The sequence below is a fragment of the Paenibacillus sp. PCH8 genome, from assembly GCF_002968835.1.
GTDB lineage: Bacteria > Bacillota > Bacilli > Paenibacillales > Paenibacillaceae > Paenibacillus.
This window is the reverse complement of the sequence record NZ_PKQK01000009.1, coordinates 56,053-69,155: the sequence shown is the minus strand read 5'-3', so window position 1 is coordinate 69,155 and position 13,103 is coordinate 56,053. Positions and strand designations below refer to the sequence as shown.

Annotated in this window: 14 protein-coding genes; 11 read left to right on the top strand and 3 right to left on the bottom strand. The window is 46.7% G+C overall.

What is annotated here, in order from left to right:
- Positions 1-51: 51 nt before the first annotated feature.
- Entirely contained in the window at positions 52-189 is a 138-nt protein-coding gene (locus tag C0Q44_RS30455; protein WP_181151219.1) for a hypothetical protein, read from the bottom strand.
- Positions 190-446: 257 nt separating this feature from the next.
- Between C0Q44_RS30455 and C0Q44_RS28955 the strand changes: the two genes are divergently transcribed.
- The 3 genes from C0Q44_RS28955 to C0Q44_RS28945 all read left to right on the top strand — a co-directional run bounded on the left by C0Q44_RS28955 (position 447) and on the right by C0Q44_RS28945 (position 2,963).
- Complete coding sequence (locus C0Q44_RS28955) at positions 447-1,544, top strand: quinone-dependent dihydroorotate dehydrogenase (protein ID WP_105410598.1); 1,098 nt, start codon at positions 447-449, stop codon at positions 1,542-1,544.
- A gap of 134 nt (positions 1,545-1,678) precedes the next feature.
- The gene (gene yjbM, locus C0Q44_RS28950; RefSeq protein WP_105410597.1) at positions 1,679-2,494 is read left to right on the top strand and encodes a GTP diphosphokinase; all 816 of its coding nucleotides are present in this window, start codon (positions 1,679-1,681) and stop codon (positions 2,492-2,494) included.
- A complete protein-coding gene (locus C0Q44_RS28945; protein WP_105410596.1) occupies positions 2,481-2,963 on the top strand; it encodes a DUF309 domain-containing protein in 483 nt (160 codons plus the stop codon). The genes yjbM and C0Q44_RS28945 overlap by 14 nt, the downstream gene beginning before the upstream one ends.
- Before the next feature lie 163 nt (positions 2,964-3,126).
- Here C0Q44_RS28945 and C0Q44_RS28940 read toward each other — a convergent pair whose 3' ends face one another.
- Positions 3,127-3,672: a thioredoxin family protein gene (locus C0Q44_RS28940; RefSeq protein WP_105410595.1), complete on the bottom strand. Its 546-nt coding sequence runs from the start codon at positions 3,670-3,672 to the stop codon at positions 3,127-3,129.
- A gap of 220 nt (positions 3,673-3,892) precedes the next feature.
- Here C0Q44_RS28940 and C0Q44_RS28935 point away from each other — a divergent pair, with 220 nt between their 5' ends.
- The 6 genes from C0Q44_RS28935 (at position 3,893) to C0Q44_RS28910 (ending at position 10,570) form a co-directional block, all read left to right on the top strand.
- On the top strand, positions 3,893-5,590 hold the full coding sequence (locus C0Q44_RS28935; protein ID WP_105410594.1) for an RsmB/NOP family class I SAM-dependent RNA methyltransferase: 1,698 nt from the start codon (positions 3,893-3,895) through the stop codon (positions 5,588-5,590).
- Complete coding sequence (locus C0Q44_RS28930; protein WP_105410593.1) at positions 5,587-6,333, top strand: pseudouridine synthase; 747 nt, start codon at positions 5,587-5,589, stop codon at positions 6,331-6,333. Before C0Q44_RS28935 ends, C0Q44_RS28930 begins: the two co-directional genes overlap by 4 nt.
- Positions 6,334-6,454: 121 nt before the next feature.
- Entirely contained in the window at positions 6,455-7,258 is an 804-nt protein-coding gene (locus tag C0Q44_RS28925) for a Cof-type HAD-IIB family hydrolase (RefSeq protein ID WP_105410620.1), read from the top strand.
- Positions 7,259-7,362: 104 nt separating this feature from the next.
- A complete protein-coding gene (locus C0Q44_RS28920) occupies positions 7,363-8,406 on the top strand; it encodes a hypothetical protein (RefSeq protein WP_105410592.1) in 1,044 nt (347 codons plus the stop codon).
- Positions 8,407-8,510: 104 nt separating this feature from the next.
- Positions 8,511-9,077, top strand: coding sequence for a GNAT family N-acetyltransferase (locus tag C0Q44_RS28915; RefSeq protein ID WP_105410591.1), 567 nt, complete (start codon positions 8,511-8,513; stop codon positions 9,075-9,077).
- A 362-nt stretch (positions 9,078-9,439) separates the two neighbouring features.
- Positions 9,440-10,570 carry a glycosyltransferase family 4 protein gene (locus tag C0Q44_RS28910; RefSeq protein ID WP_105410590.1) on the top strand — a complete coding sequence of 377 codons (1,131 nt, stop codon included), beginning with the start codon at positions 9,440-9,442 and terminating at the stop codon, positions 10,568-10,570.
- Positions 10,571-10,810: 240 nt separating this feature from the next.
- On the opposite strand, the gene C0Q44_RS28905 is transcribed toward C0Q44_RS28910, so the two are convergent.
- The gene (locus C0Q44_RS28905) at positions 10,811-11,866 is read right to left on the bottom strand and encodes a YkvI family membrane protein (RefSeq protein WP_105410589.1); all 1,056 of its coding nucleotides are present in this window, start codon (positions 11,864-11,866) and stop codon (positions 10,811-10,813) included.
- 204 nt (positions 11,867-12,070) lie between these two features.
- Between C0Q44_RS28905 and C0Q44_RS28900 the strand changes: the two genes are divergently transcribed.
- Positions 12,071-12,652: a xanthine phosphoribosyltransferase gene (locus C0Q44_RS28900; RefSeq protein ID WP_105410588.1), complete on the top strand. Its 582-nt coding sequence runs from the start codon at positions 12,071-12,073 to the stop codon at positions 12,650-12,652.
- Positions 12,653-12,749: 97 nt separating this feature from the next.
- Positions 12,750-13,079 carry a hypothetical protein gene (locus C0Q44_RS28895; RefSeq protein ID WP_105410587.1) on the top strand — a complete coding sequence of 110 codons (330 nt, stop codon included), beginning with the start codon at positions 12,750-12,752 and terminating at the stop codon, positions 13,077-13,079.
- Positions 13,080-13,103 lie beyond the last annotated feature (24 nt).

The following is a 13,103-nucleotide window of genomic DNA, read 5'->3' as shown; positions in this document are numbered from 1 at the left end:
ATGGAATACATAACGGCTTGTATGTAGAATCGGTTGAATCAGTTGGAACATCTACATGTTTGCAATAATAATAAGAGCACTAATGATAATGATCAAACCGCCTACGCTAGCTGCTGTCCATATAATGGCTTTGCGATTCACTTCTTCTTTCTTTTGCTGTAACGTAGGTGGTTTACGTTTGGGAGCCATGGGTTGTTCCTCCTTTTTGGAATAGAAATGGTGTAGAATAACCATGCTCTCATTGTAAAGAATTCAACTCGTCATTTCCAGTAGGCGGGTGGATTTCTTGTGAGCATTTTGCATCATTCGATTCGAGCTGTCTATGCGCAAACTACTTTCCTTTTGAAGGAGAAACAGATAAACTTGTGTGTAGAGTGTTTATTTACATATGAAAAGACGGAAAGCGGCTTTTTTTGGCGTACCCGGACCAGAACGGAGTGAGTGATATGTTGTACAGAAGTCTCGCTAAACCTTTGTTGTTCAAAATGGACCCTGAACAGGCGCATCATCTGATTATTGGCGGCCTGAGTGGCGTGGGCAGTATCCGTCCGGTTCCTTCAGGACTACGTGTCATGTACGGTGTGCGTGAAACGTCTGATCTGGCTGTTGACATGTTCGGATGTCATTTCCCAACACCTGTTGGTCTGGCTGCGGGTCTGGATAAAAACGGGCAGGCCGTAAAGGGCTTTTCCTCCATTGGATTCGGATTCATGGAAGTGGGAACGGTGACGCCACTGGCACAACCAGGTAACGATCAGCCGCGCTTGTTCCGCTTGCCTCCAGACGAAGCTTTGGTGAACCGAATGGGCTTTAATAATCTCGGAGCTGAAGCCATGGCAAGTGAGCTTGCGCGTCTTCAGGAGCGTCGTATTCCGGTGGCTATTAACATCGGTAAGAATAAAGCAACGTCTAATGAGGAAGCTCATCTGGACTATTCAAAGTGCATTCAGGCACTATACGATTATGCAGATCTGTTCGTGGTCAATATCAGTTCACCAAATACACCGGATTTGCGTAATCTGCAACATGGGAATGAATTAAAGGAACTGCTCGCTACGGTCATGAATGAGATGAATACACAGCACGCGCGCGCGGGTGGAGCGGTCAAATCCGTACTGGTGAAGATCGCACCGGATGTGAACGATCAGGAACTTGAATATATGGTTCGTACGATTGCGGATAGCGGCGTGGCGGGTATCATTGCAACGAACACCACGATCAGTCGAACAGGGCTTTCCCACGAACATGCGAAGGAAACTGGAGGTCTGAGCGGTAAACCTTTGCGTGACCGTTCGACGGAGATTATACGCCAGATCTATCGTCAGACCGAAGGGAAACTTCCGATTATCGGTTCAGGGGGCATTTTCACAAGTGAGGATGCTTACGAGAAAATTAAGGCAGGAGCAAGTCTGGTCGAAATATATACCGCATTGATCTATGAAGGACCTGAGGTGAATCGACGTATTCATGCCGGGCTGCGTGAGCTGCTGCGCAAGGATGGTTATCGTCATATATCTGAAGCTGTTGGTGCAGAGCATCGTTAACAAGAGTTGTGAATCCCCCGGAATGAAGGTATAGAAGCAAGGAAGAGCGCAAAATCGTTCGGGACTCTTCCCCCGCCAAACATCATGTATAATGGAAAAGAACAGGGGACGCTATAGAGACAGGAGGCATAAGCATGGACGGTAGAGACTGGGGTACATTTTTACTTCCTTATGAACAAGCGGTAGAGGAATTGAAAGTCAAGTTTAAGACAATGCGGGCGGAATTAAAGAAACGGGAAGAGTATGCTCCGATTGAATTCGTTACCGGTCGTGTCAAAAAAATATCCAGTATTCTGGAGAAATCCAGACGTCTGAATGTGTCGCTTGATGACGTGGAAACAGGTATTGAAGATATTGCAGGAATCCGCATCATGTGTCAGTTTGTGGATGACATCCGTCGGGTCGCCGAGTATATTCGGGGTCGCAAGGATCTTACGGTATTGATCGAAAAGGATTATATTACGAATTTCAAAGAGAGCGGCTATCGCAGTTTTCATATGATTATTGAGTATCCTGTTCAGACGGCTCTGGGACAAAAGAACGTATTGGCCGAGATACAGATCCGGACGCTTGCCATGAACTTCTGGGCGACCATTGAGCATTCTCTGAGTTATAAGTTTCGAGAAGGGTTACCGGATGACATGAGAACCAGGCTGAAAAAAACGGCTGAGGCCGCTTTTATACTGGACAATGAGATGTCTGCGATTCGTCTGCAAATTTTGGAGGCTCAGAAAGCTTTCGAAGACGATTCCAATATCGTGTCGAGAACACTGAATATTATCCATCAACTGTACTTCTATCACCTTGTCAGTGAAGCGATTGAGGCACAGAAACGTTTCAACGATTGCTGGGAGCGACACGACATGGAAGGACTCAAAGACTTGCTGGATGATGTGAAAGAACTTCTGAACAACGCCAGAAAGGGCGAAAATCCGGATGAGCATCTATGAGCCACTGTACATTGACTACTTAATCTACTTCAATCGGGATCAGGATTATTTCGAGTGCCATGAGGTACTGGAAGAATTGTGGCTTGAACGGGAACGGGATTCTCTCTATAAGGGATTGTTGCAAATTGCTGTTGGTCTGTACCACTTCAGGAATGGCAATCTCCGCGGAGGGGTGATGATGTTACAGAGTTCAATTGATCTTCTGGAATCGTATCCGAGTAAGACCCTGGGAATTGAGCTTGGGGCATTGGTGCAGGAAGTGAGAGATCTCGTGAAGGAATTATCCGAATCAGACGCCAAGTCTATTATTTACAGGGACTTGTCTATAGGGATTGAGGATAAGGTACTGGAGCAGGAGATACTTAGGAGATCGCTTGAGCTGATGCCTAATATTCCACAACGCCGGAGTCCCACGCGAGGACGGATCTATGAAGAGAAGATAAAAGCGATGAAACAGGACGGAAGCTGAACCTGAATCAGGATCAGGATCGTATTGAAATGAGCATTCCATGGGTATGAAGCCATGTATATGAAACACCCCGACGATTCCTGTGAAGGAAAGATCGGGGTGTTTTTGAATGTTATGTTATAACAGCAAGTATATACATAACCGCGATTAGGCGATGGATCATTTAGCTTGCTGAAGGCGTGGCACTGGCTTTATATTTTTGGAAAAATTGTTTGTAGTCATCCAACGTATAGCCTTGGTCACTGCCATTCTCCTGGAGTCCGCCAACCATACGATCTTTCTCGACACCATCCTGATAATAGACCAGTGTAGGTGTGAACTCAATGTTATAATCGGTCCATCCAGCTTCAAATTCGCGAAGATTGAACTGGGGAAGCTCTACGCCTTCACTGTCAACCAGCGGCATCAGCTGAGGTGTTGTGGCACGGCAGTGTGAGCAGTCGGAAGCGAAGAAATAAACAAAGAAGCTGTCCTTGTTATTCAGTTTGGCTTTGAGATCAGCCGGCACAATAATTTGTTGGTAGTTGGGATCATCGAGCAGTTCCCGTGTAGCCGGATTGAGCTTGGAAGCAGCGATGCCATAAGCATTCTCCACCGTATCCATTTGTTTCTTGGATTGCTGATTAACCAGTACCAGGGCTGAAAGCATAATGATTAACACACCCAGGAATATAAGGATCGCAGCACTTTTCTTTTTCTTGGATTTCATTGGACATCCCCCATCGATCATATCGAATATTGTTTTTGGCAAAAATAGAGTCTGGGATAATATGCATTAAAAACCGTATTTTTGCTCAGGAATCAATCTACTTGCCATTATACTACATTACACGCTGTAGTGGAATACATATGATGTGATAGGAAAGCAAAGCCAGGATATGATAACATAGAACAAGTTGCAATTTTAACAAGACGGGATGAGTGAAATTATGGCGGTACAACTACCTCCGGTATTTGCGGAGCGCATGAAAAATTTGTTAGGTAATGAGTATGAATCTTATATGAAATCATATGAACAATCCCCGCAAGCGGGGCTGAGAGTAAATACGTTGAAAATATCACGGGAACAGTTCAGGGAGAATGCTCCGTTTGAACTAAGACCCATTCCTTGGTGTGAGACAGGGTTCTATGTACCTCATGGTGTGAAACCGGGTCGGCATCCTTACTATCATGCAGGTCTCTATTACATACAGGAACCTAGCGCTATGGCTCCAGTTGAGTTACTGAAGGTGCAGCCTGGTGATCGCGTGCTTGATCTGTGTGCTGCTCCGGGAGGCAAGACCACACAGATTGCAGCAAAGCTGCAAGGCAAGGGTGTACTTGTCACGAACGATATTCATGGTGAACGGACTAAAGCGCTTGCCAAAAATGTGGAATTGTATGGAGTACGAAATGCTGTCGTCCTGAATGAATCGCCTGAGCGTATCGCGGACGCATTTCCTTATTATTTCGATAAAGTATTAATAGATGCTCCGTGTTCAGGTGAAGGCATGTTCCGTAAAGATGAAGACATGATCAAATCATGGGAAAATCATTCAGTGGAAAAATGTGTGCTCATGCAACGTGATATTCTGGAAACTGCCGCACGATTGTTGGCGCCGGGAGGACTAATGGTCTACTCGACTTGTACCTTTGCGCCGGAAGAAAATGAAGCCATGATTGCGGAGTTCCTGAATAAGAATCGTGAGTATGCTGTTGTAGACATTCCCGAAAAGACGGGGTTCGCTTCTGGTCGACCGGAGTGGGTACGTCAGATGTTGCCAGAGAAGACGGAAGAGATGGAAGCTGTGCTGGATCAGACGCGTGGCACGGTCAGATTGTGGCCTCACCTTTTGGAAGGAGAGGGTCATTATGTCGCTGTACTACAGCATCGCGCAGGAGAAGAATTAGAGACAGATCAACCAGGAGTAGTTAAAGAAGGAGCAATGGAGTACGGACAAGTGGTGGAAGTGTCCAGGATTGAAGCAGAAGGGAACATGGATCGCTCTATTGCTGCTTCTTCAATTGCTATGACCAAGGCTGATCGTAAAAAGGAACGCTTGTTGCGAATCGAATCGAGAGAAAAAAATGACAGACATGCTCGTGGCAACAGGGGGATGAGCGAAACAGGTAAAAAAGGTAAAGAATCGGGTGGACGCAGAGCGGAACGTGGACAGAAGCGAGGAAACGATTCAAGCCGTATGGACCCGGTTGAGATCTACACTTCGTTTATGAATGAGCAACTGGATGGCGAGTTCGTCGGAGAAACGGTATGTTACGGAGATCGTGTGTATCAGTCGTCTGTTGGAGCGGCCCGATTGGAGGGGTTGAAAGTCATCCGCCCAGGGTGGTTTATGGGTACTATCAAGAATGGCCGATTTGTACCTTCTCACCCGCTGGCGTGTGCGCTGAATGCATCCGAGGCACGTCGAAGTGTGAGCTTGTCATCGACTAATGGCGAAGCGGTAAGGTACCTCAAGGGTGAAACGTTGAATATTGAAGAAGATCGAGTTGTACTCAAGGCAGGAACAACTGCGAAAGGGTATGTTCTGGTCTGTGTGGACGGATATGCTGCTGGCTGGGGGAAATGGCTGGACGGTGTGCTGAAGAATGAATACCCGGCAGGTTGGAGGTGGACATCGGTATGAGTGGAAAAGGCAAACAAACGCTACGTCTGGACAAAATATTAAGCCATATGGGTGTAGGAACACGAAGTGAACTCAAAAAAATGGTGAAGCAAGGCAGAATCCATGTGGATGGTAAATCAGTGAAGGACAGTGGCGTACAAGTGAACCCGGAGGTTAATGTCATTGAAGCCGATGGAGAGCGGATTGTGTATCGGGAGATGATCTATCTAATGCTGCATAAACCTCAAGGTGTGGTGTCTGCTACGGAGGATAACAGAGATAAGACGGTGCTGGATCTGTTGCGTAAAGAAGAGCGGGTCTTCCATCCGTTTCCGGTCGGACGATTGGATAAGGATACCGAGGGATTGCTTATTCTCACGAATGATGGTCCGCTTGCCCATGATCTGTTATCTCCACGCAAGCATGTGCCCAAAACGTATGAAGCTCGCGTGTTGGGCAACGTGGATGACGAAGATGTGCAACGTTTCAAAGCCGGAGTGCAGCTGGATGACGGGTATGAGACGTTACCAGCCGAACTGACGGTGCTTGGTCAGGAAGAGACGGAGGAAGGTATCGTCTCGTTAATCTCGCTTATTATTCACGAAGGCAAGTTTCATCAAGTGAAACGGATGTTCCAGGCGGTAGGCAAACGTGTAATCTATCTGAAACGTGTGGCCATGGGTGAACTTGAACTGGATTCCGAGCTTGCGATCGGAAGCTATCGTGAACTAACCGCAGACGAGTTGGACCGTCTGCGGAAGTAACAGCTCCCGTCCTTCGCGAAGCGGAGCAGGGAGTTGTGGAGGGCAGAGCCCTATGGGGCCCTCCCTCGGAAGGGAGGGTTTCGGTGGGTGCGATTACTACAGAGATGAGGATGAAGCCAAAATGAACTATAAACTAATTGCATTAGATGTAGATGGAACACTGCTGAATGATCATCATGAACTTACCGAATGGACCCAGGAGACCTTGATCCAAGCTTCCCGTAAGGGAGCCGAGATCGTTCTGTGTTCGGGCAGAGGTCCGGCCAACACGATTCCTTTTATGGAGCAGATGGGACTGGATGGATATGTGATTACCCATAATGGCGCTGTCACAGCACAGGTGGATACACGTGAAGTGGTTCATCATTTTGCATTAGATGGACAGGGACTTGAGCCTTTCATTACCTATTGCCGGGCCAATGGGGTGCATTTTGACATCAATACGGCTTTTGGATTGTATGTAGATCAACCGGATGGGCTGGAGTTACAGGTACGTGAGATGTACTACAACTTTCTAGCAGAGCCTCTGAAACTGCCGAAATGGGCAGATATGACCGAACCATTAGCCAAATTCACTGCATTTGGTCCTATAGAACAGATGAATGCGGTGCAGAAGGAATGGTCCACCTGGAACCTGCCATATTATATGACACGCAGTGGTGACTTCTTTATTGATCTAATGCATGCGGAAGCGTCTAAAGGCGCTGCGCTCAAAAGACTTGCCGAATCCAAGGGAGTCTTGCCCTCGGAAATTATGGCGATTGGGAATTACTTCAATGATATTACGATGTTAACCTTTGCTGGCAAAGGCATTGCGATGGAGAACTCACCGGAAGAAGTGAAAGCCGCTGCGGATGAGGTGACCCTTTCCAATAATGAGCAGGGTGTTGCACATGCAATTCATAAATATGTTTTATCTGTCTAACCGTACTTCGTATATCTGAACTTTGAAATGAACAATAGCCTCATAATCTACCGTCTTCAGGGGTATCCTAAGAGAATAACGTTAGGAATGGAGGAGGACAGGTAATGAAACATGATGTGGAATTAGTAGCTGACTTGCGTACATCAGGTGGGGAAGTACAGGATGTGATGTTCGATGGTCACTATGCTGGCTCACTTTTCCTCGTATACAGAGAAGGAGATCGCCTATCCGGTAGTCTTCAGATTGAGCAAGAGTCTCTATCGGATGATACTCAGCAGCAACTTATCGTGGACAAAGTACATGCCTATGTCCGATCTCTTGCGGATGCGGTGGAAGCTGCCTATTATGAAGTGCTGGTCAGTTGTGGCTCACTACATTCAGTTCTGCACCAACCTGAGCTGGAGTCTGGATGGCCGTCCGAAGACATGATCCATGACGAGGTGAGCTATGACGATACAGACGGTAATGGAACACGGGTAATTCCTAGATCACAAGTCGAATCGTTTACATATGAAGATCGGGATCATGTTCTGGAGATGGAAATGGTGAGTGCAGGACGCAGTATATCGACGTATATATTTAATGATATAGATGGGCGGGAACTTGCGGAAGCCTCTTTGAAACAATACGGTGCTGATGCACAGGGCGAGATACACTGGTACGATGAGCCCGAAGAGAATCAACGGGAAGCCGCTGCCGAGTTGCTGGTTAGAGAACTGGATGAGGATATCATCGATACGATCACGATTCGCACTTGGCATCAGGGCAATGAACTTGAGGCGCTGGAGTGGATACATCGTGATTTCTCTGAGGAGCTTGAAGAGTACGATGAATCTGACCCCGATGATATTGAAGCTGCCGAAGAAGCGTGTTATGTCATGCTGAAGCGTAAGGATCGGGAGTTCCGCGTATATGAGCTGTTTCTTCAGGAGCGAGGCGGGTTGCCCGTCGGAACAGCTACAATTGACACCTCTCTTTCCGATCTGACAGGCTACATCGATTACGAGGTTCCCGGCACCAGTATGCAGCGGAAGAGCCTGGTCGAAGTACTGATGCAGGAATTGGAAAAGGAAATGGAGTTTGATACCCTGCATCTTACGATGTTGTATCAAAATCGGATTATTGATGAAGCAAGAATGGATGGGTAAAAGGCAACTGCCTTTTACCTTTTTTTGTTTGCATTTTGACGAGAAATTTATTTCCCGGTATAGTACCATTAGTTCATAGAGACTTGGAAGCGGAGGAGAAAGATATGCACTCATTCAGGATAAGTAGCGAATATATCAACGATGGTTTTCAAGCGGTTCAGGCGGAGCCTGGGGATACGGAGGATGTGATCTCGCTGCTGGTGGAAACAGCCGAATGGTTGCAGAGCCAAGGATCTTCCCAATGGAGCGCCTTACTTAAAGGTGAAGATTCACATGATACGACAGGAGCGATCCGGCGTGGGGATGTGTTTGTATTCAATAAAGGAGCGGACGTAGCAGGGATGGTCATACTCATGCGTCAGCCAAGCCCGTGGGATGTTCATCTTTGGGGTTCAAAAGCTCACGCCGAGGATGGCGCAGTCTATCTGCATCGACTGGCGATTCGAAGAAAATATGCCCAAACTGGTCTGGGGCGTTCCATATTGCAATGGTCAAGCACCGGCATACAGTTTGCAGAGAAGCACATGGTCCGATTGGACTGCGGAGCGAACAACGCTACTTTAAATGCTTTCTATGCGCGGAATGGTTATACATTTGTTGGGGAGACGGGTGGTTTCAATACATATGAGAAACCGGTGGAACGGCTACCTGAGATTCTGACTACTGGATAAACACCTTGCAGCAACCGAGCGAGACGAATGAAATATTGCTTTCGCTTCTGAGAAGTACCTTCCGTGAATATGTTGTATATACGACTTGGTGAACAATAGCTTGGTCAGTCTAGGCTGGTTGAGCGGTGCATCCAAGTTGAATTCTCACGAAGGGGTCGCTGTGTCTAACGTAATATGGATGTTCAAGCTTCCCTATGTCATAATGGACAGTAGAGCCGTACTCAGACCAAAAATGGATCTGCATCCAAGAGGGTAAGACAGTGAGAGGGATTCTCATTCTGGTTCTTTACTGAACATATGTTCTGATATATCATGAATGTAGATGCACTGAAAGAACGTAAGCTAGAAAGGGGAAACTAACGGTGAAATTGCTGCAGGCGCTTTTTTTTCCTCCGGAGCAGCCCGGAGGTGTATCCTCGATGATTCCGTATATGCAAGAGAGGTTTACAGCTCCGCGGTGGGAGATGGATCTGTTCTCGTTGCCGAAACGAATTCGCAACAAGGGCAGAGAGGAAGTTCAGTTCGAAACGTTTGATTGGACCGAATATAAGGATAGTCCTGTTGTCCAAAAATATATTCAAACCTATCGTGATTATTTATGGTGGACCAAACTGCGCATTCAGAAGCCCTATGATCTGATCCATGCCCACCATCCAATTGCAGGACTCGCGATGAAGAAAGTTTTTCCGGATACACCCCTCATTCAAACGATCCACTCCAGTTATGAACGAGAATTAATTCTAAATGGACGCATTGAATTGGATGGACCAGAGCATCGATTCCTGCTTTCAATTTATGGTGAGTTGGAGCACCAGGCAGAGCGCCTCTTGACGGTATCAGATTCGTTCCGGCGTTATCTGGCTCCCTACGTGAAGGAGCCAGAGGTCATTGGTGTGATCCCCAATGGATTTGATGAGAAACGATTTAAACCGATTCCCCATGATAATGCCGTACCACAGCTGGTCACGGTATGTCGCCTTGTTCCGGCAAAAGGATTGGATATTCTTTTCAAAGCTTGTGCTGAATTAAAAGGCAGAGGTCATGATTATGTATTACACATAATTGGAGACGGGCCGATTCGTCCTGATCTGGAAGAATTGGCACAGCGGTTGGGTATTTATAATGAGACTATTTTCTATGGCTATACACTGCACCCTGAGGAATTCATGCCTTTCTTTGATATTTTTGTCCTTCCTTCACGGGCTGAAGCCTTTGGTTCAGTCTTCGCTGAAGCGGCGCTGAGTTGTCTTGCTCTTGTAGGCACGGATGTAGGTGGCATACCGGAGCAGATCGAGAACGGAAGTAATGGACTGCTTGTTCCCTCAGAAGATCCTTCTGCACTGGCTGAAGCGCTTGAAAAGGTAATGCTGGACCCGGCTTACCGCTATGAACTGGCCCGTTCGGCATGTGAAAAAGCCAAAACACACTACTCTCTGGGCAGATCCGTTAATGAACTGAAAAAAATGTATTTGCAATTTCCCAGCCTGGCCTAGAATCTAAAAAAGTAGAAACGATGCTTATGACGATTGCTTCGCTTGTGGAATAGATTCTGTCTTCTCGATTAGCGTATACATGTTTTGTATTAACTAGTTGAGCAAGCTAACGAGATTACTCGACTTTTTCTATGAATTGAGCAGGTCTTATAACATGGATATAAGCAGGTCCAGGAGACTACCAAATCCTGGACCCGCATATATCCTTTTTTTGTTGATATTTCAGTATGAGTCAGAGGTTCACATGTTATTGCGTCCACGAAAGGCGCCCCAGCGGTTCATCACCAATTTGGTAGCCCAGATCAGTGCCATACTTCCGAAGATGGGGTAAAGGATGGACAGCAGAGAACTGAATCCAAACTGACTGAGTGAGTAACACAACAGCATAATGGTTAATGTAATATATCGAGGATGCACACGTATATGCTGCCTGAGTTGTAGGGTCATCCCGTAGATATCGGCTACAAATGTACTGAATATTTCCATGAAAATGAGGGATACATATACAGATTGCACCGCCCAGCCAAGCTGAAAGGCAATGCTGCCCATCGGGATCTCGAATTGAATGATGCCAGGCATCTGTGCAGACATGGCGAAGTGAGCTGCCATCAGCATGAAGCCTACGCCGATTCCACCCAGTACTCCGCCCCATTTCAGCACACTTCGATTGCGAATCTGGTTGCCCACTGGCACAAGAACGGCTTGGGCCAACACGAGATTGAACGAAGTATAGAGCAGTGGAGACAGCCAAACCTGAAGGGGACTTGAGTCAGTAGTCAGTGTTATAAATCGGGAAGCACCTGGGTGATGAAGGGTGCTGGTAATCATGAGCAGCGATAGAAGGAGCATCATGGGCACCACGATGCTATTCATCTGCAGGATGGCCTGAATACCGCGACCAAGCAGTAGATATGTACCTACTAGTGTGACAATCAGACCCGTCTGATAATGTAAACCCAGATGTTCCACAAAAACGGAACCTGCCCCGGCAAGCATGACACTGTTCACTCCAATGAGAATGAGAAGGGTCACCCAGGTGATCCATTTGCCCGCCTTGTGGCCAAATAAATGTTTGTTCAGATCCTCATAAGAGCAGGAGCCGGTATCGTGAGCGATTAGCATCATTTTGGTACCTAGCCAGACAAAGAGCATGGTGGATAAGCCTATGGTGATGGTGGCCCATTTGCCATACTGGGTAAAAAACTGCAATATTTCCTGTCCTGTTGCGAAGCCGGCTCCGACAACCGTTCCAATGTATGTAAATGCGATTTGCAGCACCCGAAATGCCTGTTTCATGTGTTTCCCCTCTCAGGCCCCTGTATAGTTTGGACATGCGGGTACCATGGTACAAGGTATGCTTGACCCACAAAAGTCATGACAATTAATAGCAAGCAATCGCTTGAATGGCATCATAGGAACAGCACTTGGGCAATTTCGCTTGAACTTATAGATAGATATATGATACTTTTACCTCATAGGATAGGCTTGGGAGGTCAAATGATGGAAGTATTGAAACAACGAATTTTACAAGAAGGTGTTGTCATCTCGGATCAGGTATTGAAGCTGGATGGTCTCTTGAACCACCAGATTGATCCTGCATTAACCATGGAGATGGGACGGGAGTTCGCTGCCCGTTTTCGTGAAAGTGGAGTGACTCGAGTAATCACGGTAGAATCCTCAGGGATTCCGGTTGCTTTTGCCGCAGCCTATGAACTTGGGGTCCCACTAGTATTCGCTCGTCGCAAAAAAACGCTTCTGGCTGATCCTGATGCTTACTGTGAACGCGTACCTTCCTTTACCAAAGGAATTGTAACGGACATCATGGTATCTCGTGAGTACATTCATGAGAATGACCGTATTTTGTTCATCGATGATATCATTGCCAATGGAGATGCCGCTCGTGGAGTGATCAAAATTATTGAACGTTCCGGTGCAGAGTTGGTCGGATTCGGCGTTGTGGTGGAGAAAAGTTTCCAGGCAGGTGCGCGCACGATTCGTGAACAAGGTATCCCGGTAGAAGCCTTGGTACGCATTCGTTCCCTGAACGATGGAACGGTACAATTTGACGATAACGAAATGTGACATTTTAAAGGAATAGGGCCTATTTTTTGAACTATGCCTTTGCATGACCGCTGATTTCATTTATAATGGGGTTATGTTAGGGAGAGGAGGCAACACCATGGGGAACCAACTTGCAACAGAACAATTTTTTAATGATAAGCTGGCGGGATCGAAAGTTCATTTTGAACGTGCCCTGGATTGTAAACATACGGAATTCGATGACCTTTATCCCTATATGATTGAACATCCTCAATTTTTCTGGTACAAACGCTATGTTGCCTGGTCAGAATTACTGACGATCGTAGGCTTGTGCGAAGAGTTGTCCTTCTCTTGGAAAGAACAATTTACACCGCATCAAGTAGAGTACCTTGAAGAACGTGTGATGTCTGCCAAAGTGCTTGATTTTTGGTTTGAGAAGAACGACAGCAAAGAGCACGCGCAGCGGTAACTTTCAGTCGGGACATAATTTCGA

Bases quoted from the DNA above. Each gene is read 5' to 3' on its own strand.
- C0Q44_RS30455 (WP_181151219.1), bottom strand. From the start codon at position 189: ATGGCTCCCAAACGTAAACCACCTACGTTACAGCAAAAGAAAGAAGAA.
- C0Q44_RS28955 (WP_105410598.1), top strand. From the start codon at position 447: ATGTTGTACAGAAGTCTCGCTAAACCTTTGTTGTTCAAAATGGACCCT.
- yjbM (WP_105410597.1), top strand. From the start codon at position 1,679: ATGGACGGTAGAGACTGGGGTACATTTTTACTTCCTTATGAACAAGCG.
- C0Q44_RS28945 (WP_105410596.1), top strand. From the start codon at position 2,481: ATGAGCATCTATGAGCCACTGTACATTGACTACTTAATCTACTTCAAT.
- C0Q44_RS28940 (WP_105410595.1), bottom strand. From the start codon at position 3,672: ATGAAATCCAAGAAAAAGAAAAGTGCTGCGATCCTTATATTCCTGGGT.
- C0Q44_RS28935 (WP_105410594.1), top strand. From the start codon at position 3,893: ATGGCGGTACAACTACCTCCGGTATTTGCGGAGCGCATGAAAAATTTG.
- C0Q44_RS28930 (WP_105410593.1), top strand. From the start codon at position 5,587: ATGAGTGGAAAAGGCAAACAAACGCTACGTCTGGACAAAATATTAAGC.
- C0Q44_RS28925 (WP_105410620.1), top strand. From the start codon at position 6,455: ATGAACTATAAACTAATTGCATTAGATGTAGATGGAACACTGCTGAAT.
- C0Q44_RS28920 (WP_105410592.1), top strand. From the start codon at position 7,363: ATGAAACATGATGTGGAATTAGTAGCTGACTTGCGTACATCAGGTGGG.
- C0Q44_RS28915 (WP_105410591.1), top strand. From the start codon at position 8,511: ATGCACTCATTCAGGATAAGTAGCGAATATATCAACGATGGTTTTCAA.
- C0Q44_RS28905 (WP_105410589.1), bottom strand. From the start codon at position 11,866: ATGAAACAGGCATTTCGGGTGCTGCAAATCGCATTTACATACATTGGA.
- C0Q44_RS28900 (WP_105410588.1), top strand. From the start codon at position 12,071: ATGGAAGTATTGAAACAACGAATTTTACAAGAAGGTGTTGTCATCTCG.
- C0Q44_RS28895 (WP_105410587.1), top strand. From the start codon at position 12,750: ATGGGGAACCAACTTGCAACAGAACAATTTTTTAATGATAAGCTGGCG.